The following is a 26,211-nucleotide window of genomic DNA, read 5'->3' on the forward strand; positions in this document are numbered from 1 at the left end:
TTCAGGTCACCTTCGAGCCAGTCGGCGGCTTCCGCCGCCGTGAGAGTGGGTCCGGTCAGTCCGTCGCATCGGGGAACGCGTTGGCCACCTTGCCGCTGCGCAGGCTGCCGTCCAGGTAGGCGGAACGGCAGGCGCGGCGGCCGATCTTGCCGCTGGAGGTGCGCGGAATCGCACCGGCGGCCGTGAGCAGCACGTCGCGCACGGTGACGCCATGGCGCACCGCGATCGCCGCGCGGATGTCGTCGGTGATCGGGCCGACGTCGAGCTTGTGCGCACCGGGCGCACGCTCGGCGACGATCACCAACTGCTCGGATGTGTCGTTCAGGTCGCGCTTGAGCCCCGAATGGGTGTTCTCGAACACCTCGTCGGGCAGCTGATTGGCCGGCACCGAGAATGCCGCCACATACCCGGTGCGCAGTGCCTTGCTGGACTCCTGTGCCGAGTACTCCAGATCCTGCGGGTAGTGGTTGCGGCCGTCGATGATCACCAGGTCCTTGACGCGGCCGGTGATGTAGAGGTCGCCGTCGTAGAAGGCGCCGAGGTCGCCGGTGCGCACCCAGGTCGCGTCGTCGGCTGCGCCTTCGGCATGCGACGGGTTGGTCCGCGACTTGAGGATGTTTTGAAAAACGTCAGCAGACTCGTCCGGTTTCCCCCAGTAGCCGGTGCCCATGTTCTGGCCGCTGATCCAGATCTCGCCGATCTGGCCGTCGGGCAGTTCGGTGGCCGACTCGTGATCGACGATGGCGGCCCACTCGGCGATGCCGACCTTGCCTGCGGACGCCTGCGCGACGGCCTTGGGCGAATCGGCGTCGACCTCGACGATGCGGCCGGTGTTCAGTTGGTCTCGGTCCACGGTGATGATCTTCGGTTCTTCGGCCGCCAACGTGGTCGACACCATCAATGTCGCCTCGGCCAGTCCGTAGGACGGCTTGATGGCCTTGGGCGCAAACCCGAACGGCCCGAACGCATCGTTGAACCGGCGGACGGTCGCCGCCGAGATCGGCTCGCTGCCGTTGAGCACAGCCTTGACGTTGGAGAGGTCGAGCTCCGGCCCGCCTTCTTTGGGGACGCCGCGAGCTGCCGCGTGGTCGAAGGCGAAGTTCGGGGCCACCGAGATCACGCCACCTGTGTCGTCGGGCTTGCGGGCCATCTCACGGATCCAACGTTCCGGGCGGCGCACGAACGCTGCCGGGGTCATGAAGGTGAAGTAGTGACCGATCATCGGGGCGATCAGCCCGGTGACCAGACCCATGTCGTGGAAGAACGGCAGCCAGGACAGACCGCGGTCGCCCTCCTCGCCTTCGAGTGCCTCGACGATCTGCACGATGTTGGTGGCCATGTTCAGGTGGGTGATCTGCACGCCGGTCGGGATCCGGGTCGACCCCGAGGTGTACTGCAAGTAGGCGATGGTGCTTTCGTCGACGTCCTCGTACGGGATCCAGGTGGCGGCGACGTCGTCGGGAACCGCGTCGACGGCGATCACGCGCGGCCGCTGGTTGGCCGGGCGGCTACGGAAGAACTTGCGCACACCTTCGGCAGCCTCTGTGGTGGTCAGGATCGCCGTCGGGTGGCAGTTGTCCAGCACTGCGTGCAGTCGGCCGACGTGCCCCGGTTCGGACGGATCGAACAGGGGGACGGCGATGCGGCCGGCGTAGAGAACGCCGAAGAAGGCGATGAGGTAGTCCAGGTTCTGCGGGCACAGGATCGCGACGCGGTCACCGGGCTGAGTGACCTGCTGCAGCCGGGCGGCGACCGCCTTGTTTCGAGCGCTGAACTGGGCCCACGTCAGATCCCTGGCCACTCCGTCGCGTTCGGTGGAGAAGTCGAGGAACCGGTAGGCCAGTTTGTTGCCACGGACTTTCGCCCAGCGTTCCACGTGTTGGACCAAGCTGGCGCCATCAGGAAACTTGATCTGACCGTTCTTGATGAACGGGTTATGGAACGGCATATCACTCTCCTGTCAGAGCCGCAAATGTTGCGTTGTCGCACGTGAGACACGGTGCATCGCGGCCACTCGACCGGCCGTACGTACCCAAACCGGGAAGATCGTACCGGCTCCTCGCATGCGCGAAGCTCTTAGTTTTCTCTTAATGTTAAGGGACCGTGGTTGCCCCGGCCAAATCCGACGCGCAGCGCGTCGTCAATGGTGTTTCGGATGCGGAGCGTTCTCGACCAGGTTCTTGGCCCAGTTCAGCGTCCACTGCGTGGCCGTCTGGCCATTCTCCACCCAGAACTGCGGAGTGTTGTACAGCGCGTGCACCGGGCCCGCCGCGCTTCCGGACAGCGTCTCCAGCGTCTTGGGCAGGTTGAGGATCGAAAATGCTTCCTCGGGTGCCGAGCAGATCAGGTCACCCGCACCGCAGATCTCGAAGGTGCGGTCGTTGAGGGCGCCGAACCCGCCGGGGCGCGGACCGGTCATCGCCAGACCGAGCGCCGAAAGCGTCGGCACCTCGTGCAACGTGATCTCGGCGCCCTGGCCGACCGGATTGGGGCCGACGTCCTGGCCGACCCCCATCTGCCTGCGGCCGTCGGCGATCAGGGTCACGCCCAGCACGAGGTCCTGGTCCACCGGGCCCCGGCCATTGCCGATGTCGCTGGCGAGGTCGCCGCCGATCACGGCGCCCTGCGAGAACCCGGCGATCACATAGCTGGTCAGCGCACAGCGCTCGTTCATCTCGGTCATCGCCTTGACCGTGGCGCGGGTGCCCTCGGCGCGGCTGTCGTTGTACGACATCTGCTTGTCGGCCGAGAACGGGTTATGGAACTGCGCGGTGTAGGGCACGGTGTACACCTGCACGCGCTCGGGGCCGAACTGCTCGGCCACCGGCCGGCTGATGTGGGACATCAGCGACAGCGGAAATTGCGTCGGGTTGAACGGGTCGTCGGTGGGCGACGACTCCCAGGTGCCGGGGATCGAGATCATCATCACGTCCGGGCAGTCCGCCGGCTGGGATTCCGGGCGCGGCTTACGCGTCGTGGGCGGCACCGGCACGCCGGCCGGCGGCTGGGCGCTGGGCGGCACCGAAGGAGTGTCCGGACGACGCATCACCACGACCACAATGGCCACCACGAGCACCACCACGAGCGCCATCGCGCCTGCGGCGATCAGGGCCAGGATGCGGTGGCGCTTCCGCCGAGCGTTTTTTGCCATGGATTATTCGTGCTCCTGCTAGCAGAGTCGTTCAGTTGCGATGCGGATGTAGTCGGAGGTGGCGGAGTCGACCCCACCGGGCAGCTTGCCCTCCTCCGGGTGAGCGGCGCGCACATCGCTGCGCACCAGCGGCAGTACAAAATCCCACACCGCCTGATCATTCTGCTTGGCAGCCCTGGCCTGACACACATAGGACCCGATCGACAGCGCCAGCAAGTCACTCGACGGCGTGACGCCGGCGGCCCGCAGCGCGTCGAGGTAGCCCTGCTGCTCGCTGTTGACGACCAGTTTGCCGGTGCGGCCCTGCTGCGGCAGCGCCGCCATGGACGGCAGTACACCGGCCTGCGCCTGCGCATCGGTGATTTGCGAGGATGGCAAACTCAGTGGCGACATGATGTCACGGCCCGCATCGCACCCGGTGAGCAGCGACGCAGCGGACACCGCGATGGCCGTCGCGATGACCGGGGCGGCCGACCGTACCGTGTGCTGCACGACTCCACCGTACCGGGTACCCAAAAGTGCCCGGCTACAGCTGATTCGCGGCTTCTACTGAATTGTGGCGACCAGTTCGCCCGACATAAGCGCCAGCTGAGGCGCCCAGCTACCCCAGTCGTGCTGACCTGCCGACGGGAAGTCGAAGTGCCCGTTGCTCCCGCCGACAGCGCGGTAATGCTGGTAGAAGGAACGGTTGCTGCCTTGGGCCTGATCGCAATAGCCGATCATCGCGGCCGGGTCACTGCATGAAAGGGCGCCGGGGCTGAACACCCACAACCGGGTGTTGGCATCGGCCAGCAACTGCACATGCACGTCGGGGTCGCGCCATTTCCAGCGACCGAACTGTGGCGGGCCCCACATCCGGTTGGCATCGACATTGCCGAACCGGGCCAGCCCGGCGGTGATCGCGCCGTTGAGGGCGGTGGCCGACGGCGTCAGGAAACCCGACAACGACCCGGCGAACCGGAACCGGCCCGGGTGGAAGGCGGCCAACGTCACAGCCGCGGTACCGCCCTGCGCCGCACCGACGACGCCGTGCCCGCCCGGCGCCAGACCCTTGTTGGCGGCCAGCCAGTCGGGCAGCTCAACCGACAGGAAGGTCTCCCACTGCCTGCTGCCGTCCTGCTCCCAGTTGGTGTAGAGGCTCCAGGCCCCACCGGCCGGCGCGGCCACCGAGATACCGCGGCCCGCCAGCGTGCTCATCGCGTGGCCCGCGTTCACCCAGTTGCTGACATCCGGTGCCGCGTTGAACGCGTCGAGCAGAAACACCGCGTGCGGTCCGCCGCCCTGGAACGCGACCGGGATGTCGCGGCCCATGGCTGCCGAAGGCACCATCAGATATTCGACAGCATCGGCACGGGCCGGCGCTCCGGTCGCCGTGGACGCGGTCCACAGACCGGCGGCCAGTACGACCGACAGCAGCGTCGCTCGCATCAGACTCAACGCACGCCTCATCCTCAACCCCTCTGCATCCGATGGTGGCTCGGCAAGCCTCGCTCCAGGCCGGGTGACTCCCGCGTCGTAGTGAACCACATCGCCGCGACGGCTGGCCCCGGAAACGGCTGACGGCGGCGACCCAGTGGGTCACCGCCGTCAGCGTCAATTCGTTCCGGCTGCTTACTACGCAGTCGGGGTAGCGCCCAACACGCGCTGCAGGTCAGGCTTCATCGCCTGCAGCTGCTGGCCCCAGTAGGCCCACGCGTGCGTGCCGCTCTGCGGGAAGTTGAACACCCCGTTCTTGCCGCCTGCCTCGATGTACTTCTCCTGGAAGGTCGAGTTCGTCCGGCAGACGAAGCCCTCGAGGAACTTCGCAGGCATGTCGGCGTGGCCCAACTCGCCGGGCTTGCCGTTACCGCAGTACACCCAGATGCGGGTGCCGAGACCGGCCAGGGTGGCGACGTTCTCAGTCGGGTCGTTGGCCTTCCAGGCCGGATCGTCCGACTTGCCCCACATGTCTTCGGCCTTGTAGCCGCCGGCGTCACCCATCGAGACACCGATCAGCGTGGGCCACCAACCCTCGGACGGGTTCAACGTGCCCGACAGCGACGCGGCGTAGATGAACTGCTCCGGATGGCGGGCAGCGAGCATCAGCGCGGACGAACCGGCCATCGACAGACCGACCACGGCACTGCCGGTCGACTTGACGTCACGGTTGGCTGCGAGCCAGGCCGGCAGCTCCTGAGTAAGGAAGGTCTCCCACTTGTAGGTCTTGCAGCCGCCGTCCTTGCTGCCGCACGCCGGCTTGTACCAGTCGACGTAGAAGCTGGACTGGCCACCGACGGGCATCACGACCGACAGGCCGGAATCGAGGAACCACTCGAACGTGGGGAGTTCGATGTCCCAACCGCTCTGATCTTCACGGGCGCGCATACCGTCGAGCAGATACAGCGCGGGAGAACCCGGCCCACCGCTCTGGAACTGCACCCGAATGTCGCGGCCCATCCCGGCCGACGGAACTTCCAGGTACTCCACCGGCAATCCAGGTCGCGAGTAGGCTCCAGCGGTCGCCGAGCCGCCTACGACGCCTACCAGGCCAGGCAGTAGGGCCGCGACCGCGACCGCAACCGTCAGCCGGCGCGACAGACCTGCCGCTGCGCCGCGCATCTTCCCAACGAACTTCATTCCGCTCCCTATCTCATCTCTTATCTGTCGAATTCCACATGCCGATTTACCCCGACGTATTCGGCTCACGTGCCCGTGTAGTCAACCACACGTCCGCGTGACGTTTCTCTACTGCAGTTGCCGTCCCTGATCTCCGCTCAGCCGTCGAGTGCTCCGATCAGGTCTGGTTCGCGGGCGCTGCGCCGGGCTTCCTTGCGGCCGCCGGCCTCGGTGTACGCGTCCTGAAAGTGCTTGTCGCTCTTCACCGGCTACCGTTCGCAACGATTCTCGACACCTGTCTGACGGTGCGCTTCCATGCCAACCGTGGGCAACAACACAATCACCGGGATGCGTCCGTCCCGCTTTTCGCGCAGCATCCACACCGGAAGTTGTCAACATCGGTGGTTCTTACCCGTCCGTTCGTATGTCGAGGGCACTTGCCCGTCTGGGTATCGACGCGACGTGGCCGGGCGTTACGGACCGGTCGCGGGCATGCCGTTGTACGGGGGCTGTTTGGGTTCGGGAATGTCGAGCCCGCAGCGGTGCAACTCGTAGAGCGGCACCCGGTCGATCCGGTACTTGGTGAACTCGTAGGCATGCACCAGGTTTGACAGGAACAGGCGCGGGGTCAGCTTTCCCCGCACCGAGTTCAGCACCACATCGGTGGCCGGGCACTTCAGCGCCGCCTCGGCTTGGATGATCCAGTCCTCGTCCAGATAGGGCGGAATGAAGGGATGCTCCTTGAGGAAGGGCCCCTCGGCCACCGCCCAGTCCGGGAACAGATTCTTGTCGTGACCGATGCGCCCGTCGGTCAACCGTTGGGTATGCGCCGCAAGCGGATTCGCCAGGCCGATCTGATCGATGACCCGGACATCGAGTCCGACATTCATGCCCAGCATGCCGAGGTTGGTGAAAAACACCGTGTGCGGAGGCTTCAGGTTCTTCCTGACCTCCGGTGGGAGATCAGGCGGTGGCGGAATCGCAGGCACCACCTCCCACTGGTCGTAGTTGCCCGCGGGCAACAGCAGCGCACCGTCCGGGGTGTTGTTGAGCGCGGTCAGCACCGCACGCATCCGGGGATAGTCCAGATAGTCGGCGGCGGTCAACGGGTGCGCGTGCCCGGTGGCCTGCGAGTAGAACCGGCGCTCGTCGACGATGCCGGAGTAGGTGACGCGGGTGGCATCGGCCCCCATACCGGACGAGTTCGCCGCCCAGATCGACCAGCCCACGATCGAGGCCCACAGCACACTGGTCGCAGCGGCCAGCAGGTAGCCGGTCTCGCGGGTGAACTTCGTGCCGTCGGGTAGCACCACGGGGATCACCGCGACAGGTGCCAGCATGCAGAACAGCGGAGTCAGCAGGACCCGGCCGTGCATGAAGTCACCGCCCTGACGCACCCAGTAGATGCCCTGCAGCAAGCCGCTCAACACCATGAAAACGACTACGGCGGGCGGACTCTGGACGGTTCGCGCCAACCGGCCGTAGCCCTGGGGTACCTGACGGCGCACCCACCACGGCCGGGTCCGGGTGGCCAGCAGCACCACTGCGAGCACTGCTAGCAGCACCGCGGGAACCCACAGCAGGTAGGGCTGGTTGAAGTTCGTCAGGTAGACGAAACCCTGCGACCATTTCGAACCCGAGGCATCCTTGGCCACCGCGGTGCCCGGCACGAGCAGGGCGTAGTAACCCATCCGGAAGATCTGGTAGGCCACCGGAAGCAATCCACCGGCCACGATGATCAACACCCGCCGCCGCCAGCCGCGAGCCGCCACCAGCATCATGACGAGCGCGCCCCCGCCGATGAGTGCCAACTCGGGGCGGATCAGCACACTCAGGCCCGCCACGGCGGCCAGCGTCCCCTCGAAGAACCGGCCGGTCACGTTGCGCGGTCCGGCATCGCGCGGCTGGGCCGGGTAGGCCCGCAATGCCTGCGACCAACACACCAGCATCCACCACAGCAGGCCGAGATAGGCCAGCACCAAACCGTTTTCGAGGCCCGAGGTGGCGAAGTCGCGAGCCGGCGGCACCGCGATGTAGACCAGCGCACCGGCGGGCAACAGCAGCGCCCGTCGGCCCTGCAGGCTCGGCGCGTAGAGGCGGCCGGTGCCCAGCATCACCATTGCGACCCCGAGAATGCTGAGTCCGAACGCGAGGTAGAGCACCACGTACTCCAGCCGCACCGGGCCGCCGATCCAGGCGCCGAACGTCACCAGATACGTCCACACGGTCGAGGTGTTGGCCTCCACGCGCTCGCCGGCATTGAACACCGGGCCGTTGCCGGCCAACAGGTTTCGCACGGTCCGCAGGACGATCAGTCCGTCGTCGGCAATCCAGCGGCGCTGCCAGGCACCCCAACCGAACAACCCGCCGACCACTAGCACGCTGACCCACAGGCTGATCCGGACGGAGATGTCGTAGGGGAACGCAGGCAAGCGCGCCAGGCGTTCGGAGATGCCGCCGGTCCGCCGGCTCTGGCCGATCTCGCCGGCCCGCCGGACGATCAGCCGGTCAGCTGAAATAGATGGCAGCACCGATGGTTCCGATCCACACCAGGAACAGGACCTGCAGCACCCGGTCTTTCAGCGCGATCTCCTCGGGCTCGCCGGCTATGCCACCATCGATGTCAACCGCGTAGCGCAGGATCGCGACAGTCCACGGGACCATCGTGATCGCGTACCACGACGCGTCCTGCCCGTCGAGGCTGAGTGGATCATTCGCGGTATCGCGGCCGAAGGCCCACAACCCGTAACAGACCACCACCGCGGTCGCCGACAGCGTCCACACGAACCGCAGATAACTGCTCGTGTAGCGCTCCAGCGACTTACGGATCTTGGCTCCGGTGCGCTCCGAGAGCTGTAGCTCGGCGAAGCGCTTACCGGCCGCCATGAACAACGAGCCGAAGGCCATCACCAGCAGGAACCACTGCGACAGCGGGATATCGGCGGCCACGCCACCGGCGATCGCGCGGATCAAGAAGCCCGAGGACACGATGCAGATGTCCAACACTGCCTGGTTCTTCAGGCCGAAGCAGTAGGCCAGTTGGATCACCAGGTAGACGGCCATCACCACAGCCAGATTCGGGGTGAGCCACCACGCGATGAGCAGCGCGGCCACGCCCAGCACGACTGCGAGCGTGTAGGCCATCCACTCCGGCACCACGCCCGCAGCGATGGGCCGGAACCGTTTTGTCGGGTGGGCCCGGTCGGCCTCGACGTCGCGCGCGTCGTTGACCAGATAGATCGACGACGCGGCGAGACAGAACACCACGAACGCGACGGAAACCTTGAACGCGAGGTCGGCGTAGTCGTATTCGATACCGCTGCCGACCGCGGCCAGCGGCGCCGCCAGCACCAGCAGGTTCTTCACCCACTGCCGCGGACGTACTGCCTTGACCAGACCCGCGGGCAGATTCTTCGGCGGACCAGCCGTCGGCTGCGCTTCCTCACTCATGTGGGTTGTGCTCATCGTTGTTCCGCTCCGTTGCGACCCGCTCACTGACGCTCATCAGTCTCCTTCGGCCCGGCACCGGGCAGAATCCGAGATCCTACCGACCGTGTTTCCGGCCACAGTTCCCACGGCTTTACCCACGATGGTCCCGACGACCACCCCGGTCAGTACATCGGTCGGATAGTGCACGCCCAGCACCAATCGCGACAGAGCCATCGGCGGCACCAGCAGCGCAGGCGCAGGCAGACCGGTGGCCCGAGCCAGCAGCACCGCAGCGGCGGTGGTCGAGGTCGCATGCGCCGACGGAAAACTGAGCCGGCTCGGCGTACCCACGTTGACGGCGATGTCGGGATGGTTTGGCCGCTCCCGCCGCACGACCCGCTTGATCAGCACCGCGGCGGCATGCGCCACAAAGGCACCGACGCCGACCGCGATCCAGGACTTGCGCCGCGCCGGCTGAGCCAGCGCACCCGCCGCGGCCAGGGCAACCCAGCCCGCACTGTGCTCGCCGAAATGCGACAGTGCCCGCGCACCGGCCAGCACTCCCGGCCTCCCGGCCAATGCCGACTGCACGGCGACCAACACGGCGTCTTCGCCGCGCGGCGGAGCTTCGGACATATCAGACTTTCTCCGCCGACTCGACGAGGAGCACTGACTCCCACTTGCCCTTGCTCGTCAGCGTCGGCAACGCCTCGCGGTAAACCTTGCGCATCCGGTTGAACTGGCGGGCCAGCCGCAGCTGCTGGCGCATCGAGGCACGAAGCAGCGCAAACATTTTCGCCCGATCACGCTGCCGGTACACCACGCCGCGACCGTCGGCGGTGGTCACGGTGACACCGTCGACCATGCACAACGAGAACCACCGGGCATCCTGGGTGGCCACGTTGATCTGCGGCCGGACATGGGTTTCCGGATCGTGCTTCTGCAGCTGGTTGGCGACACCCCTGGCCAACCGAATCGCGATCGCCGGCTTGGACACCGGGATGCGCACCTTGCGGCGCTTCATATCCGAGGCCGCGGGCAACGCAGTGGCACCGGGCAGCACCACGGCATCGGGGAACTCCGAGCGCATCTTGCGCACGTCGGGCAGCGCCGACTCGAGGATCGAGAAGATGTGCTCGGGCCCGGCCAGGAAGTCCTCCATGGCCTTGTTCTGGATCGCCACGGTCGAATACTCAAGGCAGAGAAGGTGTTTGAATGTCGCCTTGAGATGGCTGGCCAGCAGGCCGCGGATGTCGCCGTCCCAGTGCAGGGCCGCGACCACCAAGCGGTTACGCAGGTGGAAGTACGCCTGCCAGTCGATCGCGTCGTCCTTGTCGCTCCAGGCCATGTGCCAGATCGCCGCGCCCGGCAGGGTGACGGTGCGGTAGCCGTGCTCGGCGGCACGCAGGCCGTATTCGACGTCGTCCCATTTGATGAACAACGGCACCGGCTGGCCGAGCTCCTCAGCCACCTGCCGCGGGATCATGCACATCCACCAGCCGTTGAAGTCGACGTCGATGCGGCGGTGCAGTAGCTTGCTGCGCTGCTCGTCGACATCGTCGAGCGCGAACTTGGCGAAATCATGGTCGTATTCGGCGTTGGGAGCAGCGGACCACATGAAGTTCGCCCGGTCCACCATCTCGCCCATGATGTGCAGGTGCGACGGCTCCTGCAGGTTGAGCATCTGCCCGCCCACGAGCGTCGGCTCCTTGGCGAACCGGTTCATCGCCAGCGCCCGCAGGATCGAGTCCGGTTCGATGCGAATGTCGTCGTCCATGAACAGGATCTGTTCGCAGTCGGTGTTTTTCAGCGCCTCGTACATCACTCGGCTGTAGCCACCCGAGCCGCCCAGATTCGGCTGGTTGTGGATTGAAAGCCGGTCGCCCAGCGCGGCGGCGGCGGCCTCGAAGCCCGATTGATCTTTGGCCTTACTGGTGCCCTGGTCGGAGACGATGACGGCGGTGATCACCTCGTCGACGAGGGGATCCGACGTCAGAGTGGCGAGCGCGTTGACACAGTCGGCCGGTCGGTTGAAGGTCGGGATGCCGACGGCGACGTTCGCGCGGCCCGGGGCAGGCGTCGGTGCGCACCAGCTGGCGCTGTGCACCCGCACCGCGGTGTCGGTGGTGATGTCGAACCAGATCCAGCCGCCGTCTTCGAATGGGGAAAGGTCGATCTCGAATTCGACTGCGGCGGGTTCGCCGCTATCGCCGCTGGATACCGGCGCGCCACCGACGGTGATGCGCGCACCGGTGGCCTTGGACCGATAGACGTCGACACGCGCGGTGCCGGTCAGCTCGACCCGCAGCACCACCGAATCCAGCGTCGACCAGCGCCGCCAGTAGCTGGCCGGGAACGCGTTGAAGTAGGTCGCGAACGAGACTTCGGACTCGGCACCGATCTCCAGCGTGGTGCGCGTCGGCGCATGTGCCCGCCGGGCGTTGGTGGTCGATTCCTCTATATAGAGCTTGCGTACGTCCAGCGGCTCGCCCGGTCGCGGCAGAATAACGCGGGCCAACAGACTGACCGCCCTGGATTCTCCGGCCTCAAGCGCGCCGGACGGGATGTCACTCATGCTTTGCTGCTTTCCTATTCGGTGTCGAGATCGGATACAAGCGGCGCACCGTCGGACAGGTGCGGCGCCAGCGTGTTGTCGTACATGTTGAGCGCACTCGCGATCGCCATGTGCATGTCGAGGTATTGGTAGGTCCCCAGCCGCCCGCCGAAAAGTACCTTCGCCGAGGCGGTTTCGACCTTGGCCCGGCCACGGTATGCGGCCAGTAGGGCGCGGTCGGCCTCGGTGTTGATCGGGTAGTAGGGTTCGTCGTCGTCCTTCGCGAACCGTCCGTACTCACGCATGATCACGGTCTTGTCGGTCGGGTAGGCCCGCTCGGGATGGAAATGCCGGAACTCGTGGATCCGGGTATAGGGCACATCGGCGTCGTTGTAGTTCATGACGGGTGTGCCTTGAAAATCACCGGTCGGCAACACTTCCACCTCGAAATCGAGGGTGCGCCAGCCCAGCCGGCCTTCCTCGTAGTCGAAGTAGCGGTCCAGCGGCCCGGTGTAGACCACCGGGGCATCCGGGCTGGCCGCGCGGAGGTCGTCGCGCACGTCGAACCAGTCGGTGTCGAGCCGCACCTCGATGCGTTCGTCGGCGGCCATGTTCTGCAGCCACGCGGTGTACCCGTCGGCGGGCAGACCTTCGTAGGTGTCGTTGAAGTACCGGTTGTCGAACGTGTAGCGCACCGGCAACCGGGTGATGTTCGAGGCGGGGAGTTCCTTGGGGTCGGTCTCCCACTGCTTGGCCGTGTAGTGCTTCATGAATGCCTCGTAGAGCGGGCGGCCGATCAGGCTGATCGCCTTTTCTTCGAAGTTCTTCGCATCCTTGGTGTCGAACTCGGCTGCCTGCTCGGCGATCAGCGCACGCGCCTCGTCCGGCGTGAAGTACTTGCCGAAGAACTGCGACACCAGGCCCAGGCCCATCGGGAACTGGTAGGCCTGGCCGTTGTGCATCGCGTAGACGCGGTGCTGGTAGCCGGTGAACTCGGTGAACTGACGCACGTAGTCCCACACCCGCTTGTTGGAGGTGTGGAACAGGTGGGCCCCGTACTTGTGGACTTCGATGCCGGTCTGCGGCTCGGCCTCTGAGTACGCATTGCCGCCGATGTGCGGGCGGCGCTCTATAACAAGGACTCGCTTGCCCAGTTGGGTCGCCGCACGCTCGGCGATCGTCAGACCGAAGAAGCCGGATCCGACGACGAACAAGTCGAAACTACCGGTGGGCAGGCGCGCAGCGCCCCGGGGGGATAAGGACGTCATCGGCAGCCAGGGTATCCGACCGCCCCCGCCTCGCCCGAATTCGACAGAGGGCGCAGGTCGCAATTCGCTCACAATTCAATATCGTCACTCTAGTCACAGGAGTCACAGCACTACCATCGATCACGTTGGCACTCATGGGCTTCGCACAATCAGCTCGTAGCCGCTGACGAAGCACCCAGCACGACCCCTGCAGTCCATATATTGAGGAGACTTCCGTGCCGAACCGAGGTCGACGCAAGCTCTCGACAGCCATGAGCGCAGTCGCCGCAGTGGCAGTCGCAAGTCCAGTCGCTTTAGTAGCCCTAACGCAGCTTTCCCCCGCACCGCAGCAGCGCGAGTTCACCCAGGCAGCGCTCGTCACCGACCTGCCGGGCGAGCTGATGTCCGCGCTCTCCCAAGGCCTGTCCCAGTTCGGCATCAACCTGCCGCCCATGCCCACCGGCATGCTGACCGGAACCAGCCCGACGCCGTCGCTGGCCTCGCCGACGCTGACCTCACCGGGGCTCACGTCACCGGGGCTCACGTCACCGGGTCTGACCTCACCGGGGCTCACGTCACCGGGTCTGACCTCACCTGGCCTAACGTCACCGGGGCTCACGTCACCAGGCCTCACCACGCCGGGCCTCACCTCGCCCGGCCTGACCGATCCGGCCCTCACCAATCCGGCGCTCACTCCGGGAGGCGCGTCACCGTCGCAGGCAACGCCAGGCCTGACCTCCCCCGATGGCGCCCTGCCGTCGACGCCGTCGCTGACCGATCCTGGCCTGACCAATCCGGCGCTCACCAACCCGGGGCTGACCAGTCCGGACCTTGGCGCGACGGGCCTGACCACGCCGCCCATCGGCACCGACCCCTCGCTGATGCCGATCTCGAACGGCACCGGCCTGCCCGCTCCGGGCGAGGTGCCGATCTCTGCTCCGCTCGGCGATCCCAGCCTGGGTGGCTATCCCATCCTGGGTGATCCGTCACTGGCCGCGATGCCCGCGACCGGCGGCGGAGGCGGCGGCCTGTTCGGCGACCTGTCCAGCGCTGCCGAGCAGCTCGGCGCCGGCCAGGCCATCGACCTGCTCAAGGGCATGGTGATGCCGGCGATCACCTCGGCGATGAAATCCGGCATCCCGGCAGCACCGGCGCCACCGGCACCGGTGCCCGCACCGCCGGCGCCCTAACTGGTCCCATTGCGAAACGGCACCGCAGAAGCGCCCACAGGCTCTGCGGTGCCGTTGCGCAACTGCCTGACGAAAATGGCCCGCCGGGCCGTGTCGAATCATTCGTAACATCAGACTCATACGTAACATCAGTCCGTGCCGTCACGCCGACCCTCGCCGTCGATCTTGTTCACCGCAATCGCGGCGACCGTGGTGGCCGTGCCGTGGGCATTGACTGGCGGCCTCGATGACGACCAGGTAGCGGCGAATTCCGCGCCGATGCTCGCCGAACAGCCCCTCGACAATCTCGCCGGTGGAGAGAGCATCCGCGAGATCCACCAGGACACCCCGTTTTCCATGGTGGCGCTCACCTCGCAGGACCTGCGCGGCACCTCGGCCCGGGTGCGGGCCCGCAAGGCCGACGGCGCGTGGGGCCCGTGGTACGAGGCCGAGAAGCTCGACGGGGTGGGCGCCGACACCCCTGGACCACGCGGCACCGAGCCGGTGTTCGTCGGCCGCACCAACACCGTGCAGATCGCGGTGACACGTCTGCCGGAGGCGGACAGACAACCGGCGTCGCCCAAGGCGGACAGAGAACCGGCGCCTGCCAAGGCCGAGCCAGGGCTCGGATATCGCCCGGCCACCGTGCAAAAACCCTTCGGACAGAACATCACCGCGGTACTGATCTCACCGCCGCAAACCCCCGTCGACATCGGACCACTACCCACCGCTGTCACCGCGCCCGGCGTTCCACCCAACATCATCAACCGATCGCAGTGGGGCGCCGACGAATCGATGCGATGCGGTAATCCTCGGTACGACAGGGGAATTCGCGCCGGAATCGTGCACCACACGGCGGGCAGTAACGACTACGCACCCCAGGATTCCGCCGGGATCGTGCGGTCGATCTACGAGTACCACACCCGAACCCTCGGCTGGTGCGACCTCGCCTACAACGCGCTCGTCGACAAGTTCGGCCAGGTCTTCGAAGGCCGCGCAGGCGGCATCGACAAGCCCGTCGAGGGCTCCCACACCGGGGGCTTCAACCACGACACCTGGGGCGTGGCGATGATGGGCGACTTCAACGCGGTACCGCCGACGCCGATCCAGCTGCGCACCACCGGGCGGCTGCTGGGCTGGCGGCTCGGCCTGGATCGCATCGACCCGCACGGCACCGCGGTGCTCACCTCTGCGGGTGGTTCGTTCACCCATATTCCGCGCGGTGCCACCCCCACCTTGCCTGCCATCTTCACCCACCGCGACGTCGGCGTCACCGACTGCCCCGGCAACGCCGCCTACGCGCAGATGGGCCGGCTGCGCGACATCGCGGCCCGGTTCAACAAGCCCCCCGGCCCCGAGGACCTGGCCGAGCAGATGCGGGGCGGGGCCATCTTCGCCCGCTGGCAGGCGACCGGCGGACCCGCGGGCCCGCTGGGCAATCCGACTTCTCCCGAGGCCGCAGCGGCCGGCGGCGCCCGATACGCCACCTTCGAGCGGGGCGCGCTGTACTGGTCGGCGGCAAGCGGGGCCGAGCCGGTGACCGGAGCGATCTACGAGGCGTGGGGCTCGCTGGGCTTCGAACGCGGAGTACTCGGGCTACCCACCAGCGGCGAGATCGGTGAACCCCAGTGGATCGTGCAGAACTTCCAGCACGGCACGCTGAACTTCGACCGGGAGAAAGGCACCGTTACCCGGGTGGTCGACGGTGTTCCGCTGGAACTGCCACCGCCGTCACCGGATGAGCAGCCTGTGCAGCTGGAGCGTCTCAGCCGGATCGACTAGAGCGTCCAGCGTTCCAGCACACGTGCCACGCCGTCGTCTGCATTGGTCTCGGTGACCTCGTCGGCGGCGGCCACCGCTTCGGGATGCGCGTTACCCATCGCCACCCCGCGGCGCGCCCAACGCAGCATCGGTACGTCGTTGGGCATGTCGCCGAAAGCGACGATGTCGGCGTCGGTGAGCCCCAGCGGGCCGGCCAGCTGCGCAATGCCGGTGGCCTTGCTGATGCCGAGGGGCACCACCTCGATCAGGCCGTTGTTGGTCGAGTACGTGAGATCGCCTTGCAGACCGATGTGTTTGGACAACTCGGCGGCCAAGTCGGCGCTGCGCGCGCCTGCCTTGCGGATGAGCAGCTTCACCGCGGGCGCACTCAGCAGATCCTCGACCGACACCTCGGTGTTGTCGGGATTGAGCCAGGCGTGCTCGTAACCCGGTGAGCTGACGAACTGCGGAGTGGCCGCATCGTGGGCCGACCGGCCGACCCGCTCCACCGCCAGGCCTGCGCCGGGAATCACCCGGGTGGCGATCTCGGCGAGTTCGCCGAGCACGTCGACCGAGAGCGTCTGCGCCGACACGATCCGATCGGTCGACGGGTCGTAGATCACTGCCCCGTTCGCACACACCGCCATGGGCGCCAGGCCCAGACCGTCGACCACAGGCTGTATCCAGCGCGGCGGGCGTCCGGTGGCGAGCACGAAGGTGATGCCGGATTCGACCGCGGCATGGACTGCGGCGCGGGTGCGCGGGGTGACCTTCTCATCGTCGTCCAGCAGGGTGCCGTCGACGTCAGAGGCGATCAGCCCGGGCGGCGTTATTTCAGCGGTCACCGGTTCTTGCCCATCGCTTCCTGTTCGGCGCGCCTGCGGGCACGCTCGGCCAACTCAACTTCATCCAGGCGTTTGGCCTCGGAAAGCGTCGGCGCACCACCGCCGAGCCGGCGCGGAACCCAGTAAGCACCGGCAGGCGCCGGATAGCCCTGCTGCGCCTGCTCAAGCAAGCCCGACATCGCGGCACGCATCGTGGCGCCGAGTTCCGCAACGGAACCACCGGGCGGGATCGGCGTACCGACCGCCACGTTAATCGGAATCTTCTTGCGCCCCAAAGATTTCGGATGATCCTTTGTCCAGATGCGCTGGGCACCCCAGACGATCAGCGGTATCACCGGCAGCCCGGCTTCCAACGCCATCCGCACCGCACCGGTCTTGAAGTCCTTCAACTCGAAGCTGCGGCTGATGGTGGCCTCGGGGTAAACGCCGACCAGTTCGCCGGCCCGCAGCTCTTCCACCGCGGCCGCATAGGCGCCAGCCCCGGCGCGTCGGTCCACCGGAATGGTCCCGGTGTGCTTGATCAGATAACCGACGATTTTGACCTCTTCCATTTCGGCTTTGATCATGAAGCGCATCCGCCGGCCACGTTCGGTTGCGGCCAATGCGGCGGGCAGGAAATCGACATAGCTCGTGTGGTTGATGGCGACGACGGCACCGCCGGTCGCCGGAAGATTCTCCACGCCGCTGAAGGTGATCTTGGTCCCGGTAGCCCGGACCCCGAGCCGTGCGGCAATCTCCAAACTGCGGAATACCGGTTCCATATGTCTGCTACCCCGGCGCCCCGGAGGGCTCGGTGGGGCCCGGGTGCTGGGACCGCTTGGCCGCCTTCTCGGCGGCTTCCTCGGCGTCCATCCGGTTGGCCTCGGCCAGCGACGGTGCGGCCCCGCCGAGGCGGTGTGGCACCCAGAACTCGCCGGGGGGATGCGGCCCGTAGGCATCTTGCACCTGTTCGAGCAGATGTTGCATGCGGGAATGCAACACCGTCGTCAGTTCCGCCGCGGGCAGGGTCGGCTGGATCGGTTCGCCGACAGCCACCGAGATGGGCACCTTGGGCCGGTAGAGATTCTTCGGATGCCCCTTGGTCCAGATGCGTTGGGCGCCCCACACGATGTGCGGAACGATCGGCACACCGGCCGCAATCGCCATCCGCGCCGCCCCGGATTTGAACTCTTTGATCTCGAAGCTGCGGCTGATGGTGGCCTCCGGATACACGCCCACCAATTCACCGGCCCTGAGGTATTCACACGCCGCCTCGAACGAGGCCGCGCCGCTGGCCCGATCCACTTCGATGTGGCGCAGGCTGCGCATGATCGGCCCGGTGATGCTGTGGTCGAAGACCTCTTTCTTCGCCATGAACCGCACTTTGCGGCCGCGCTTCTGCCAGTACGCCGGCAGCCCGGCGAAGGTGAAGTCGAAGTAGCTGGTGTGGTTGATGGCTATCACTGCCCCGCCGGTCGCAGGGAGGTTCTCCACACCGGTCACGGTGAACTGCAGACCCTGCAGCCGCCAAATCATGCGGGCAAGTTGTATGACAGTCCCGTATACCGGTTCCACAGCCGCCAGCGTAGTGCCAGGCCTCCCACCGGCGTAGCCAACCTCTCCTGACCTGCCGGACTTCGGCCCCGCCCCCGGTTCCAGCTAGGCTGGCCCGGGATTCCCGTTCTTCATCGAAAGGCTGTTTGTGCAGGTCACCAGTGTCGGGCACGCCGGCTTCCGGATAGATACCAGAGCCGGCAGCATCTTGTGCGACCCCTGGGTCAACCCCGCTTATTTCGCGTCCTGGTTTCCGTTCCCGGACAACAGCCGACTCGATTGGGACGCGCTGGGAGAGGTCGATTACCTCTACGTCTCCCACTTGCACAAGGACCACTTCGATCCGGAGAACCTGCGCCGCCACGTCAACAAGGACGCCGTCGTCCTGTTACCGGATTACCCGGTGCCGGACCTGCGACGTGAGCTGGAGAAGCTGGGCTTCCACGAGTTCTTCGAAACCACCGATTCGGTCAAGCACCGGGTCAGTGGGCCCAAAGGTGATCTGGACATCATGATCATCGCGCTGCGGGCACCGGCCGACGGTCCGATCGGTGACTCGGGCCTGGTGGTCGACGACGGGCAGACCGTCGCCTTCAACATGAACGACGCGCGTCCCGTCGATCTGGACGTGCTGCACGCCGACTTCGGTCAGATCGACGTGCACATGCTGCAGTACTCCGGCGCGATCTGGTACCCGATGGTCTACGACATGCCCGCGCGCGCCAAAGAGGCATTCGGCACCCAGAAACGGCAACGCCAGATGGACCGCTGCCGCCAGTACATCGCGCAGGTCGGGGCGACGTGGGTGGTGCCCTCGGCCGGGCCGCCGTGCTTCCTGGACGCCGAATTGCGGGATCTCAACGACGATCACGACGATCCGGCCAACATCTTCCCCGATCAGATGGTGTTCCTGGACCAGCTACGCACTCACGGCCACGACGGCGGGCTGTTGATGATCCCCGGCAGCACAGCGGATTTCACCGGATCACAACTCAACTCGCTGACGCATCCGAGCGAGGATCCGGAGGCCATCTTCACCACCGGCAAGGCCGCCTACATCGAGGAGTACGCGCAGCGGATGGCCCCGGTGCTGGCCGCGGAGAAGGCTTCGTGGGCGCCGTCGGGCGGCGAGCCGCTGCTGGAACCGCTGCGGGGACTGTTCGAGCCGATCATGAGCCAGACGGACCAGATCTGCGACGGCATCGGCTATCCGGTTGAACTGCGGCTCGCCGGTCGCGACCACAACGAAACCGTGGTGCTCGACTTCCCGAAACGTGTTGTGCGCGAACCTATTCCGGACGAAAAGTTCCGCTACGGCTTCGAGATCGCGCCCGAGCTGGTACGCACCGTGCTGCGGGACAACGAGCCGGACTGGGTCAACACCATCTTCCTGTCGACTCGGTTCAAGGCGTGGCGGGTGGGCGGCTACAACGAGTACCTGTACACGTTCTTCAAATGCCTGACCGACGAGCGGATCGCCTACGCCGACGGCTGGTTCGCCGAAGCCCACGACGACTCTTCCTCGATCACCCTGGACGGCTGGGAGATTCAGCGCCGGTGCCCGCACCTCAAGGCCGACCTGTCGAAATTCGGTGTGGTGGAAGGAAAGACCCTCACCTGCAACCTGCACGGCTGGCAATGGAACCTGGAGACCGGCAAGTGCCTGACCACCAAGGGCCACGAACTACGGTGCGGACAGTTGTGAGCGCGCCGCGACAGTACTACGACGACGGCCTCGTCCAGTTGGACCGCGAGGCAATCACGTTGCAGCGCTATCACTTTCCGTCCGGGACGGCAAAGGTGATCCCGCTGGGATCGATCAAGGGCTACCGTGCCACGCCGCTGGGACTGTGGATGCAGCGGTTTCGGCTGTGGGGCAGCAGCGACCTGCGCCGCTGGTTGCCCTTGGACGTCCAGCGGCCGTTCAAGTCGACACTGATCACCCTCGACGTGCCGGGCACCTATCCGAGCCCGGCGTTCACTCCGGCGCACCCGGAGGAGTTCGTCGCAAGGTTGGACGAACTGCTCTGCCGCTAGCGCGTCGAAACCACCTGCCGCAGTTCTGAAGCCGCGCTCGACGCGCTGTCATAGACCCGGACGATGGCCTCGTCTCCCGGCTTGAGGAATGTCGACTCGCCAAGCGGCGTGTACCGGGTGGCGCCGATGCCGATCAGCACGTTCTCGGGGTGCCCGCTGGCCACCATCAAGGCACCGACATCCTCCAAAGGCGTATCCGCGGAACCCTTCTGGTTGGCCAGCCGTTCGACGATCCAGTCCAGCAGAACCTCGCCGTAGTAGGAGTAGCCCACCAGCGGGGAGTCCACTCCGTAGGCGTGCTGCTGGCCGCCGTTGTCACGCAGGTAGCACACCAGCCGCATGGTGGCGGTGGGGCCGTCCGGGGTCAGATCGCTGACGTCGAAGAACTGCGGTGCCACACCCTTGGACGCGGGGCCCCAGTTCTTCTTGTGGCTGATCTTGGGCGCGCCGGGCCTGCGGATCGAGCAGTCGTTGAACGCGCCGAGCGCGAACGGCTCCAGTCGCACCACGGTGTCGCCGTTCCACACCACCTGGCAGGCCACCCCGACCTCCGGTTCGATCTGCAGGTTCAGCGGACCGTCAGCCTCGTCGGTGTCCGGCAGCTTGATGGTGTCGCTGGACAGGGGGAACTCGCCGAGGAAGTCGTCACGGCCCGGCGCGTACCACGGAAAGATGCCTTTGGGGGCATAGCCTTCCGTGACGACTTTGACGAAATCGCCTGCCTCCCCGGCCTGCTCGAGATGTCCGGCGAAGTTGCCCGCGACTCCGAACCCGAACCAGTTCCGCACTTGTGCAAGGTCGATATCGATCATGGCTCAAGCACTTCCGTTCTGACGAAGGGAACAAGCGCGGCGGGGACGCGCACGCTGCCGTCGGGTTGCTGGTGGTTCTCCAGGATCGCCACCAGCCACCGGGTGGTGGCCAGTGTCCCGTTCAGGGTCGCGGCGATCTGCGGCTTGCCGTTCTCGTCGCGGTAGCGGGTGGCCAACCGACGCGCCTGGAACGTCGTGCAATTCGAGGTCGAGGTGAGCTCCCGGTAGGTCTGCTGCGTCGGCACCCAGGCCTCGCAGTCGAACTTGCGGGCAGCCGAGGAACCCAGATCGCCTGCGGCGACGTCGATCACCCGGTAGGGCACCTCGATGGCCGCCAGCATCTCGCGCTGCCAGCCCAGTAGCCGTTCATGTTCGGCGGCAGCATCTTCGGGCTTGCAGTAGACGAACCCCTCGACCTTGTCGAACTGGTGCACCCGAATGATGCCGCGGGTGTCTTTGCCGTAGCTGCCCGCCTCGCGCCGGAAACACGACGACCAGGCCGCGTAACGCCGCGGACCGCCGGACAAATCGAGAATCTCATCGGAGTGATAGCCGGCCAGCGGCACTTCCGACGTGCCCACCAGATACAGGTCGTCGCCCTCGAGCCGGTACACCTCGTCGGCGTGCGCGCCCAGAAACCCGGTGCCCGCCATGACTTCCGGGCGTACCAGGACCGGCGGAATCATCAGGGTGAACTCGTTGGCCACCGCCACCTGGGTGGCCAACTGCAGCAGACCCAACTGCAGTTGCGCGCCGGCGCCGGTGAGGAAATAGAACCGCGAGCCCGAAACCTTGGCTCCGCGTTCCATGTCGATCAGCCCGAGCGCCTCGCCCAGCTCGAGGTGATCCTTAGGGTTCTCGATGGCCCTGGGCTCACCCACCGTTTCGAGCAGTGCGAAGTCGTCCTCGCCACCAGCGGGCACGCCGTCGACGACGACGTTGGAGATGGCCATGTGCGCCGCGGTGAACGCCTTGCCCGCCTCGGACTGCTGGGCTTCGGCCGCCTTGACCTGATCGGCGAGGTCCTTGGCCTTCTGCAGCAGCGCGGGACGCTCGTCGGGCGACGCCTTGCCCACTGCCTTACTGGCCGCCTTCTGCTCGGCACGCAGGTTGTCGGCCGCCGATACCGCCGCCCGGCGTGCCGTATCGGCGGCCAGCAGCGTGTCGACAAGCGCCGGGTCCTCACCGCGGGCCCGTTGCGACGCACGGACAAGGTCGGGATTCTCGCGCAGCAACCTGAGGTCGATCACGGCCGCAACCCTACTTTTGGTGCGCCGTCACGTACATCCGAGGTGTCCGAATCACAGTGGCGGCCGACTCCCGGCAGAAACTCGTAACTTTACAAGCGCATCAGTTGTCACAGCACCTGACACGCCTGTCACAATGGAGCGGATGTTGGAGGCACCCGAGCACGAAGACCGGCTCCCCGACCAAACCGATGATCCCGACGAGGGACGTTGGTGGCAGAGCCTGCAGGCCGCGTCGACGCGGCGTGCGCTGCTGCTGACGGCACTCGGCGGTCTGCTGATCGCCGGGCTCATCACCGCGCTGCCGCGCAGCGAGGGCGCCAACACGGCGCTCAACGCGGGCGCGATCGCGCTGGGTCCCAGGGGCAACGACACCTTCAATCACGTGAAGGCCGGCGATTGCCTCAACTGGCCCGGGCGCAACCCGGACGCCGCGCACATCGTGGACTGCAAGGACGAGCACCGCTTCGAGGTCGCCGAGTCGGTCGACATGCGGACCTTCCCCGGCAGTGAGTACGGGCCCGGCGCCGCACCTCCGTCGGTGGACCGCATCAAGCAGATCAGCCAGGAGCAGTGCACGCCCGCGCTGCGGTCGTACCTCGGCCCGAAGTTCGATCCGAACGGCAAGTTCACCATCGGCCTGCTGTGGTCGGGCGAGAAGGCGTGGAAACAGGCCGGTGAGCGCCGGATGCTGTGCGGCCTGCAGTTGCTTGGTCCCGGCGACAGCCAACTGGAGTTCCAGGGCAAGGTCGCCGACATCGATCAGTCCAAGGTGTGGCCTGCCGGTACCTGCCTGGGTATCGACCCGGCGACCAACCAGCCCACCGACGTTCCGGTCGACTGCGCGGCGCCGCACGCCATGGAGGTCACCGGCGCGGTGAACCTCGGCGAGAAGTTCCCCGGCGGTCTGCCGCCGGAAGGCGAGCAGGACGGCTTCATCAAAGACACCTGCACCAAGATGACGGACGCCTATCTCGCGCCGGTCGAGCTGCGTGCCACCACGCTGGCCCTGAGCTACAGCACGGTCTCGCTACCCAGCTGGTCGGCGGGCAGCCGCCAGGTGTCCTGCAGTATCGGCGCCACCCTGGGCAATGGCGGCTGGTCCACCCTGGTCAACAGCGCCAAGGGGCCGCTGATGATCAACGGGCAGCCGCCGGTCGCGCCGCCGGACATCCCCGAGGAGCGGCTCAATATGCCGCCTATCCCGATGCCGGACGTGGTGGACACCTCATCGTCGTCGGACTCGTCGTCCTCGTCAGATTCCTCGTCGTCCGATTCGTCGTCATCAGGGTCGTCCTCATCAGGGTCGTCATCGGGGTCGTCCTCATCGGGGTCGTCGTCGGGGTCTTCGTCGGACTCGTCGTCGGATTCGTCGGAGGACCAGTCGCAGCACATGCCGCAGCAACCGGCAGCGGCCACGACGGCCGAGCCTGCGCCGCCCGCCCCGCCTGCTCCCGCTCCCCCGCCGCCCGCTCCTCCGGCTCCCGGACTGCCGCCGCCACCGGCCCCCGCTCCACCACCGCCTCCGCCGCCCGCGCCGCTTCCGCCTCCTCCGGCACCGGCCCCACCGCCGGCCGAGCCGGTGCTGCCGCCGCCACCTCCACCACCGGGGCCGTAGCCCGTGGCCGTGCGGATGAACCCGCAACGGTTTGAAGAGTTGGTGTCCGACGCACTGGACCTGGTACCGCCCGAGCTGTCCACGGCGATCGACAACGTCGTGGTGCTGGTCGAGGCTCGCAATCCCGACGAACCCGAGATCCTCGGCCTGTATCAGGGCGTGGCGCTGACCGAACGGGATTCCTGGTACGCGGGCTCACTGCCCGACACGATCACGATCTACCGCGACGCACTGCTCGACATCTGTGCGGACGAGCAGGAGGTCGTCGACGAGGTGGCGATCACCGTGATCCATGAGATCGCCCATCATTTCGGGATAGATGATGAGCGGCTCCACGAACTCGGGTGGGGATGAGCGCGGCAACCACGCCTTGTCGGCTCGTAGTGCTATGAACGGGCCATGACCATCCAGTGCCGGGAGTGTGCGGCCGGGCTGGAGCACTGCCACGGCACCGTCATTCATCACGTTCGGTACCGCATGGAGTGCACCGACGAAGGCTGCACCACTCCAGAATCAGCGCACACCTTCAGCGTCGACTGCGAGGCGGTCGGCTGCCCCTGCGGGCGCGACATCGCGCTCGCGATCTAGCCCATCGGGTCGTTGGACTGCAACGCATCCTCGACCGGGTGCACGTCTGGCTCGGGGTAGAACGGCGGGGTGAGCGTCGCCCATTGCACGCAACTCCACCGCCCGTCGGTGATCGGGGCGAGCACCACCGATTCGGCGTTGGGCAGGTGGTGGTCCAGCGCGAAGCTCCCGTCGACACCGGCCAGTGCCGCTGCCACCAGTCTGATCGCCGCACCGTGACTGACCAGCACGATGTCACCGTCGAAGGCGTGGTCGTCGAGATAGCGCAGCCGCAACTGGGTGAGCACGGGGACGTACCGGTCCAGCACCTGGCTGGCGGACTCGCCGCCTGGCATGGGCACGTCCAGCTCGCCGGAATGCCAGCGCTGGTAGATCCGGTTGAACTCGGCGATTGCGGCGTCGTCGTTGCGGTTCTCCAACTCGCCGACCTGCACCTCGTGCACGCCCTCGTATTCGTGGAGATCCAGCCCGGTTTCCTCGGCGATACCGGCAGCGGTCTGGGCCGCGCGCCGGGCCACCGAGTGCGCCACGATCAACGGCGCGTGCGGCAGCGTGTGGGCGAACTGCCTGGCCTGGTCACGGCCGAGATCGGTCAGCTCAGCGCCGGGCGGCAGGGTATCGAGACGCCGGTCGACGTTGCCGAGGGATTGGCCGTGCCGGACGAGTATCAGCCGCCCGCTCATGAGTCGTCCGTTCCGTTGCGCAACCGAGCCAGCCACTGCGCCGCCTCGTCAAGTCGCGGGGGCGGCGCGCCTGCGGCCGAGCGTGTCGGCCAGGAACCTAGATATCGCACATCTGCACAACGTCGGTGCAGCGCTTTGAGTGCCTCGGCGACCGAATCGTCATCGATGTGTCCGACACAATCCAGGAAGAACACGTAGGTGCCCAACTCGGTTCTGGTGGGCCGGGATTCGATGCGGGTCAGATCGATGTCGCGGATCGAGAACTCCGTCATCGCCGAAACGAGGGCGCCGGGCACATTGTCCAGCCGTAACACCACCGACGTGCGGTCGGAGCCCGTCGCCGGCGGCGGCGGACCGGGCGGCCCGGCGAGGACGAATCGGGTTCGGGCGTTGGCCTCGTCGACCACATCGGCGGCCAGCACGTCGAGCTTGCAACGCTCGGCCGCCAGGCGGGTGCTGACCCCGGCATCGGCCCGCCCCTCGGCGACTTCATGGGCGGCCGCCGCGTTCGAGTGGGCCGGCACGATCGCAGCGTCGGGAAGGTTTGCGGCCATCCAGCGTCGTACCTGCGCCGCGGCCACCGGGAAGGCCGCGACGGTCCGGACCGGTCCGGTATGGCCGGGGCGCACGACGATCGTGAACGCGACGTCGAGGGTCAACTCCGCATAGATCTGCAGCGGACTGCCGACCGCGAGGCTGTCGAGGGTCGGCAACACCGATCCCTCGATCGAGTTCTCGATGGGCACGCAGGCGAAGTCGGCCTGGCCATCGCGGACCGCACTCAGCGCCGCAGGCGTGCTCTCGGTGCGGACCGGGGTGAATCCCGCTCCGGCTTCGGGGCTGCCGGGGACCATTTCATGCGCCACCATCTGCAGCAATGCCGCTTCGGTGAAGGTTCCCTCCGGTCCGAGATAGGCGATGCGCGGCACTCGCTCAACACTA

The 26,211-nt window shown here is 66.7% G+C and carries 23 protein-coding genes and 1 pseudogene; 7 read left to right on the forward strand and 17 right to left on the reverse strand.

The annotated features are described in order from the left end of the window. Nucleotides 1-55: 55 nt before the first annotated feature. The 10 genes from fadD32 to glf form a co-directional block, all read right to left on the reverse strand. On the reverse strand, nt 56-1,948 hold the full coding sequence (fadD32, locus tag ABQF30_RS12425) for a long-chain-fatty-acid--AMP ligase FadD32 (protein WP_448464021.1): 1,893 nt from the start codon (nt 1,946-1,948) through the stop codon (nt 56-58). A gap of 192 nt (nt 1,949-2,140) precedes the next feature. After that, the gene (gene culp6, locus ABQF30_RS12430; protein WP_448464023.1) at nt 2,141-3,151 is read right to left on the reverse strand and encodes a carboxylesterase Culp6; all 1,011 of its coding nucleotides are present in this window, start codon (nt 3,149-3,151) and stop codon (nt 2,141-2,143) included. Nucleotides 3,152-3,169: 18 nt separating this feature from the next. Next, on the reverse strand, nt 3,170-3,643 hold the full coding sequence (locus ABQF30_RS12435; RefSeq protein WP_448464025.1) for a DUF732 domain-containing protein: 474 nt from the start codon (nt 3,641-3,643) through the stop codon (nt 3,170-3,172). A 54-nt stretch (nt 3,644-3,697) separates the two neighbouring features. Beyond that, on the reverse strand, nt 3,698-4,600 hold the full coding sequence (locus tag ABQF30_RS12440; RefSeq protein ID WP_448464027.1) for an alpha/beta hydrolase-fold protein: 903 nt from the start codon (nt 4,598-4,600) through the stop codon (nt 3,698-3,700). Nucleotides 4,601-4,765: 165 nt separating this feature from the next. Further along, on the reverse strand, nt 4,766-5,767 hold the full coding sequence (locus tag ABQF30_RS12445) for an esterase family protein (protein ID WP_448464029.1): 1,002 nt from the start codon (nt 5,765-5,767) through the stop codon (nt 4,766-4,768). 452 nt (nt 5,768-6,219) lie between these two features. After that, the gene (gene zomB / locus ABQF30_RS12450) at nt 6,220-8,277 is read right to left on the reverse strand and encodes a terminal beta-(1->2)-arabinofuranosyltransferase (protein ID WP_448464031.1); all 2,058 of its coding nucleotides are present in this window, start codon (nt 8,275-8,277) and stop codon (nt 6,220-6,222) included. Then, on the reverse strand, nt 8,255-9,196 hold the full coding sequence (locus ABQF30_RS12455) for a decaprenyl-phosphate phosphoribosyltransferase (RefSeq protein ID WP_448464948.1): 942 nt from the start codon (nt 9,194-9,196) through the stop codon (nt 8,255-8,257). Before ABQF30_RS12455 ends, zomB begins: the two co-directional genes overlap by 23 nt. 54 nt (nt 9,197-9,250) lie before the next feature. Beyond that, entirely contained in the window at nt 9,251-9,811 is a 561-nt protein-coding gene (locus tag ABQF30_RS12460) for a phosphatase PAP2 family protein (RefSeq protein ID WP_448464033.1), read from the reverse strand. 1 nt (nt 9,812) lies between these two features. Beyond that, nucleotides 9,813-11,750 carry a glycosyltransferase gene (locus ABQF30_RS12465; RefSeq protein WP_448464035.1) on the reverse strand — a complete coding sequence of 646 codons (1,938 nt, stop codon included), beginning with the start codon at nt 11,748-11,750 and terminating at the stop codon, nt 9,813-9,815. A gap of 14 nt (nt 11,751-11,764) precedes the next feature. Continuing rightward, entirely contained in the window at nt 11,765-12,997 is a 1,233-nt protein-coding gene (glf, locus tag ABQF30_RS12470) for a UDP-galactopyranose mutase (RefSeq protein WP_448464037.1), read from the reverse strand. A gap of 523 nt (nt 12,998-13,520) precedes the next feature. Here glf and ABQF30_RS12475 point away from each other — a divergent pair. Together ABQF30_RS12475 and ABQF30_RS12480 are read left to right on the forward strand one after the other, a co-directional pair. After that, nucleotides 13,521-13,958 (forward strand): annotated as a pseudogene (locus tag ABQF30_RS12475) (hypothetical protein); the annotation flags it as partial. Between the two features lie 343 nt (nt 13,959-14,301). Further along, on the forward strand, nt 14,302-15,927 hold the full coding sequence (locus tag ABQF30_RS12480) for an N-acetylmuramoyl-L-alanine amidase (RefSeq protein ID WP_448464039.1): 1,626 nt from the start codon (nt 14,302-14,304) through the stop codon (nt 15,925-15,927). Here ABQF30_RS12480 and ABQF30_RS12485 read toward each other — a convergent pair. The 3 genes from ABQF30_RS12485 to ABQF30_RS12495 are packed head-to-tail and all read right to left on the reverse strand — an operon-like array spanning nt 15,924 to nt 18,305. Further along, nucleotides 15,924-16,739 carry an HAD family hydrolase gene (locus ABQF30_RS12485; protein WP_448464950.1) on the reverse strand — a complete coding sequence of 272 codons (816 nt, stop codon included), beginning with the start codon at nt 16,737-16,739 and terminating at the stop codon, nt 15,924-15,926. The genes ABQF30_RS12480 and ABQF30_RS12485 overlap by 4 nt on opposite strands. 8 nt (nt 16,740-16,747) lie before the next feature. Further along, the gene (locus ABQF30_RS12490) at nt 16,748-17,512 is read right to left on the reverse strand and encodes a lysophospholipid acyltransferase family protein (RefSeq protein ID WP_448464041.1); all 765 of its coding nucleotides are present in this window, start codon (nt 17,510-17,512) and stop codon (nt 16,748-16,750) included. 7 nt (nt 17,513-17,519) lie between these two features. Further along, nucleotides 17,520-18,305: a lysophospholipid acyltransferase family protein gene (locus ABQF30_RS12495; RefSeq protein ID WP_448464043.1), complete on the reverse strand. Its 786-nt coding sequence runs from the start codon at nt 18,303-18,305 to the stop codon at nt 17,520-17,522. 127 nt (nt 18,306-18,432) lie between these two features. Here ABQF30_RS12495 and ABQF30_RS12500 point away from each other — a divergent pair, with 127 nt between their 5' ends. Next, on the forward strand, nt 18,433-19,989 hold the full coding sequence (locus ABQF30_RS12500; RefSeq protein WP_448464045.1) for a Rieske 2Fe-2S domain-containing protein: 1,557 nt from the start codon (nt 18,433-18,435) through the stop codon (nt 19,987-19,989). Beyond that, complete coding sequence (locus tag ABQF30_RS12505) at nt 19,986-20,321, forward strand: hypothetical protein (RefSeq protein WP_448464047.1); 336 nt, start codon at nt 19,986-19,988, stop codon at nt 20,319-20,321. The genes ABQF30_RS12500 and ABQF30_RS12505 overlap by 4 nt, the downstream gene beginning before the upstream one ends. Here ABQF30_RS12505 and ABQF30_RS12510 read toward each other — a convergent pair. Then, nucleotides 20,318-21,133, reverse strand: a complete 816-nt coding sequence (locus ABQF30_RS12510) for a DUF5718 family protein (RefSeq protein WP_448464049.1) — start codon at nt 21,131-21,133, stop codon at nt 20,318-20,320. The two genes, ABQF30_RS12505 and ABQF30_RS12510, sit on opposite strands and share 4 nt — an antisense overlap. Further along, nucleotides 21,130-22,383 carry a serine--tRNA ligase gene (serS, locus tag ABQF30_RS12515; protein WP_448464051.1) on the reverse strand — a complete coding sequence of 418 codons (1,254 nt, stop codon included), beginning with the start codon at nt 22,381-22,383 and terminating at the stop codon, nt 21,130-21,132. Before serS ends, ABQF30_RS12510 begins: the two co-directional genes overlap by 4 nt. 133 nt (nt 22,384-22,516) lie before the next feature. Here serS and ABQF30_RS12520 point away from each other — a divergent pair, with 133 nt between their 5' ends. Genes ABQF30_RS12520 through ABQF30_RS12530 form a run of 3 tightly spaced genes read left to right on the forward strand, consistent with a single transcriptional unit; the run spans nt 22,517 to nt 24,586 of the window. Then, complete coding sequence (locus ABQF30_RS12520) at nt 22,517-23,998, forward strand: septum formation family protein (protein WP_448464053.1); 1,482 nt, start codon at nt 22,517-22,519, stop codon at nt 23,996-23,998. 3 nt (nt 23,999-24,001) lie between these two features. Beyond that, the gene (locus ABQF30_RS12525; protein ID WP_448464055.1) at nt 24,002-24,352 is read left to right on the forward strand and encodes a metallopeptidase family protein; all 351 of its coding nucleotides are present in this window, start codon (nt 24,002-24,004) and stop codon (nt 24,350-24,352) included. 45 nt (nt 24,353-24,397) lie between these two features. Continuing rightward, nucleotides 24,398-24,586 (forward strand): hypothetical protein, encoded by a 189-nt coding sequence (locus ABQF30_RS12530; protein ID WP_448464057.1) that lies wholly within the window; start codon nt 24,398-24,400, stop codon nt 24,584-24,586. Here ABQF30_RS12530 and ABQF30_RS12535 read toward each other — a convergent pair. Together ABQF30_RS12535 and pheA are read right to left on the reverse strand one after the other, a co-directional pair. Then, a complete protein-coding gene (locus tag ABQF30_RS12535) occupies nt 24,583-25,269 on the reverse strand; it encodes a histidine phosphatase family protein (RefSeq protein WP_448464059.1) in 687 nt (228 codons plus the stop codon). The two genes, ABQF30_RS12530 and ABQF30_RS12535, sit on opposite strands and share 4 nt — an antisense overlap. Continuing rightward, nucleotides 25,266-26,198: a prephenate dehydratase gene (pheA, locus tag ABQF30_RS12540; RefSeq protein ID WP_448464061.1), complete on the reverse strand. Its 933-nt coding sequence runs from the start codon at nt 26,196-26,198 to the stop codon at nt 25,266-25,268. Before pheA ends, ABQF30_RS12535 begins: the two co-directional genes overlap by 4 nt. Nucleotides 26,199-26,211 lie beyond the last annotated feature (13 nt).

The sequence above is a fragment of the Mycolicibacterium sp. XJ870 genome, assembly GCF_053483975.1.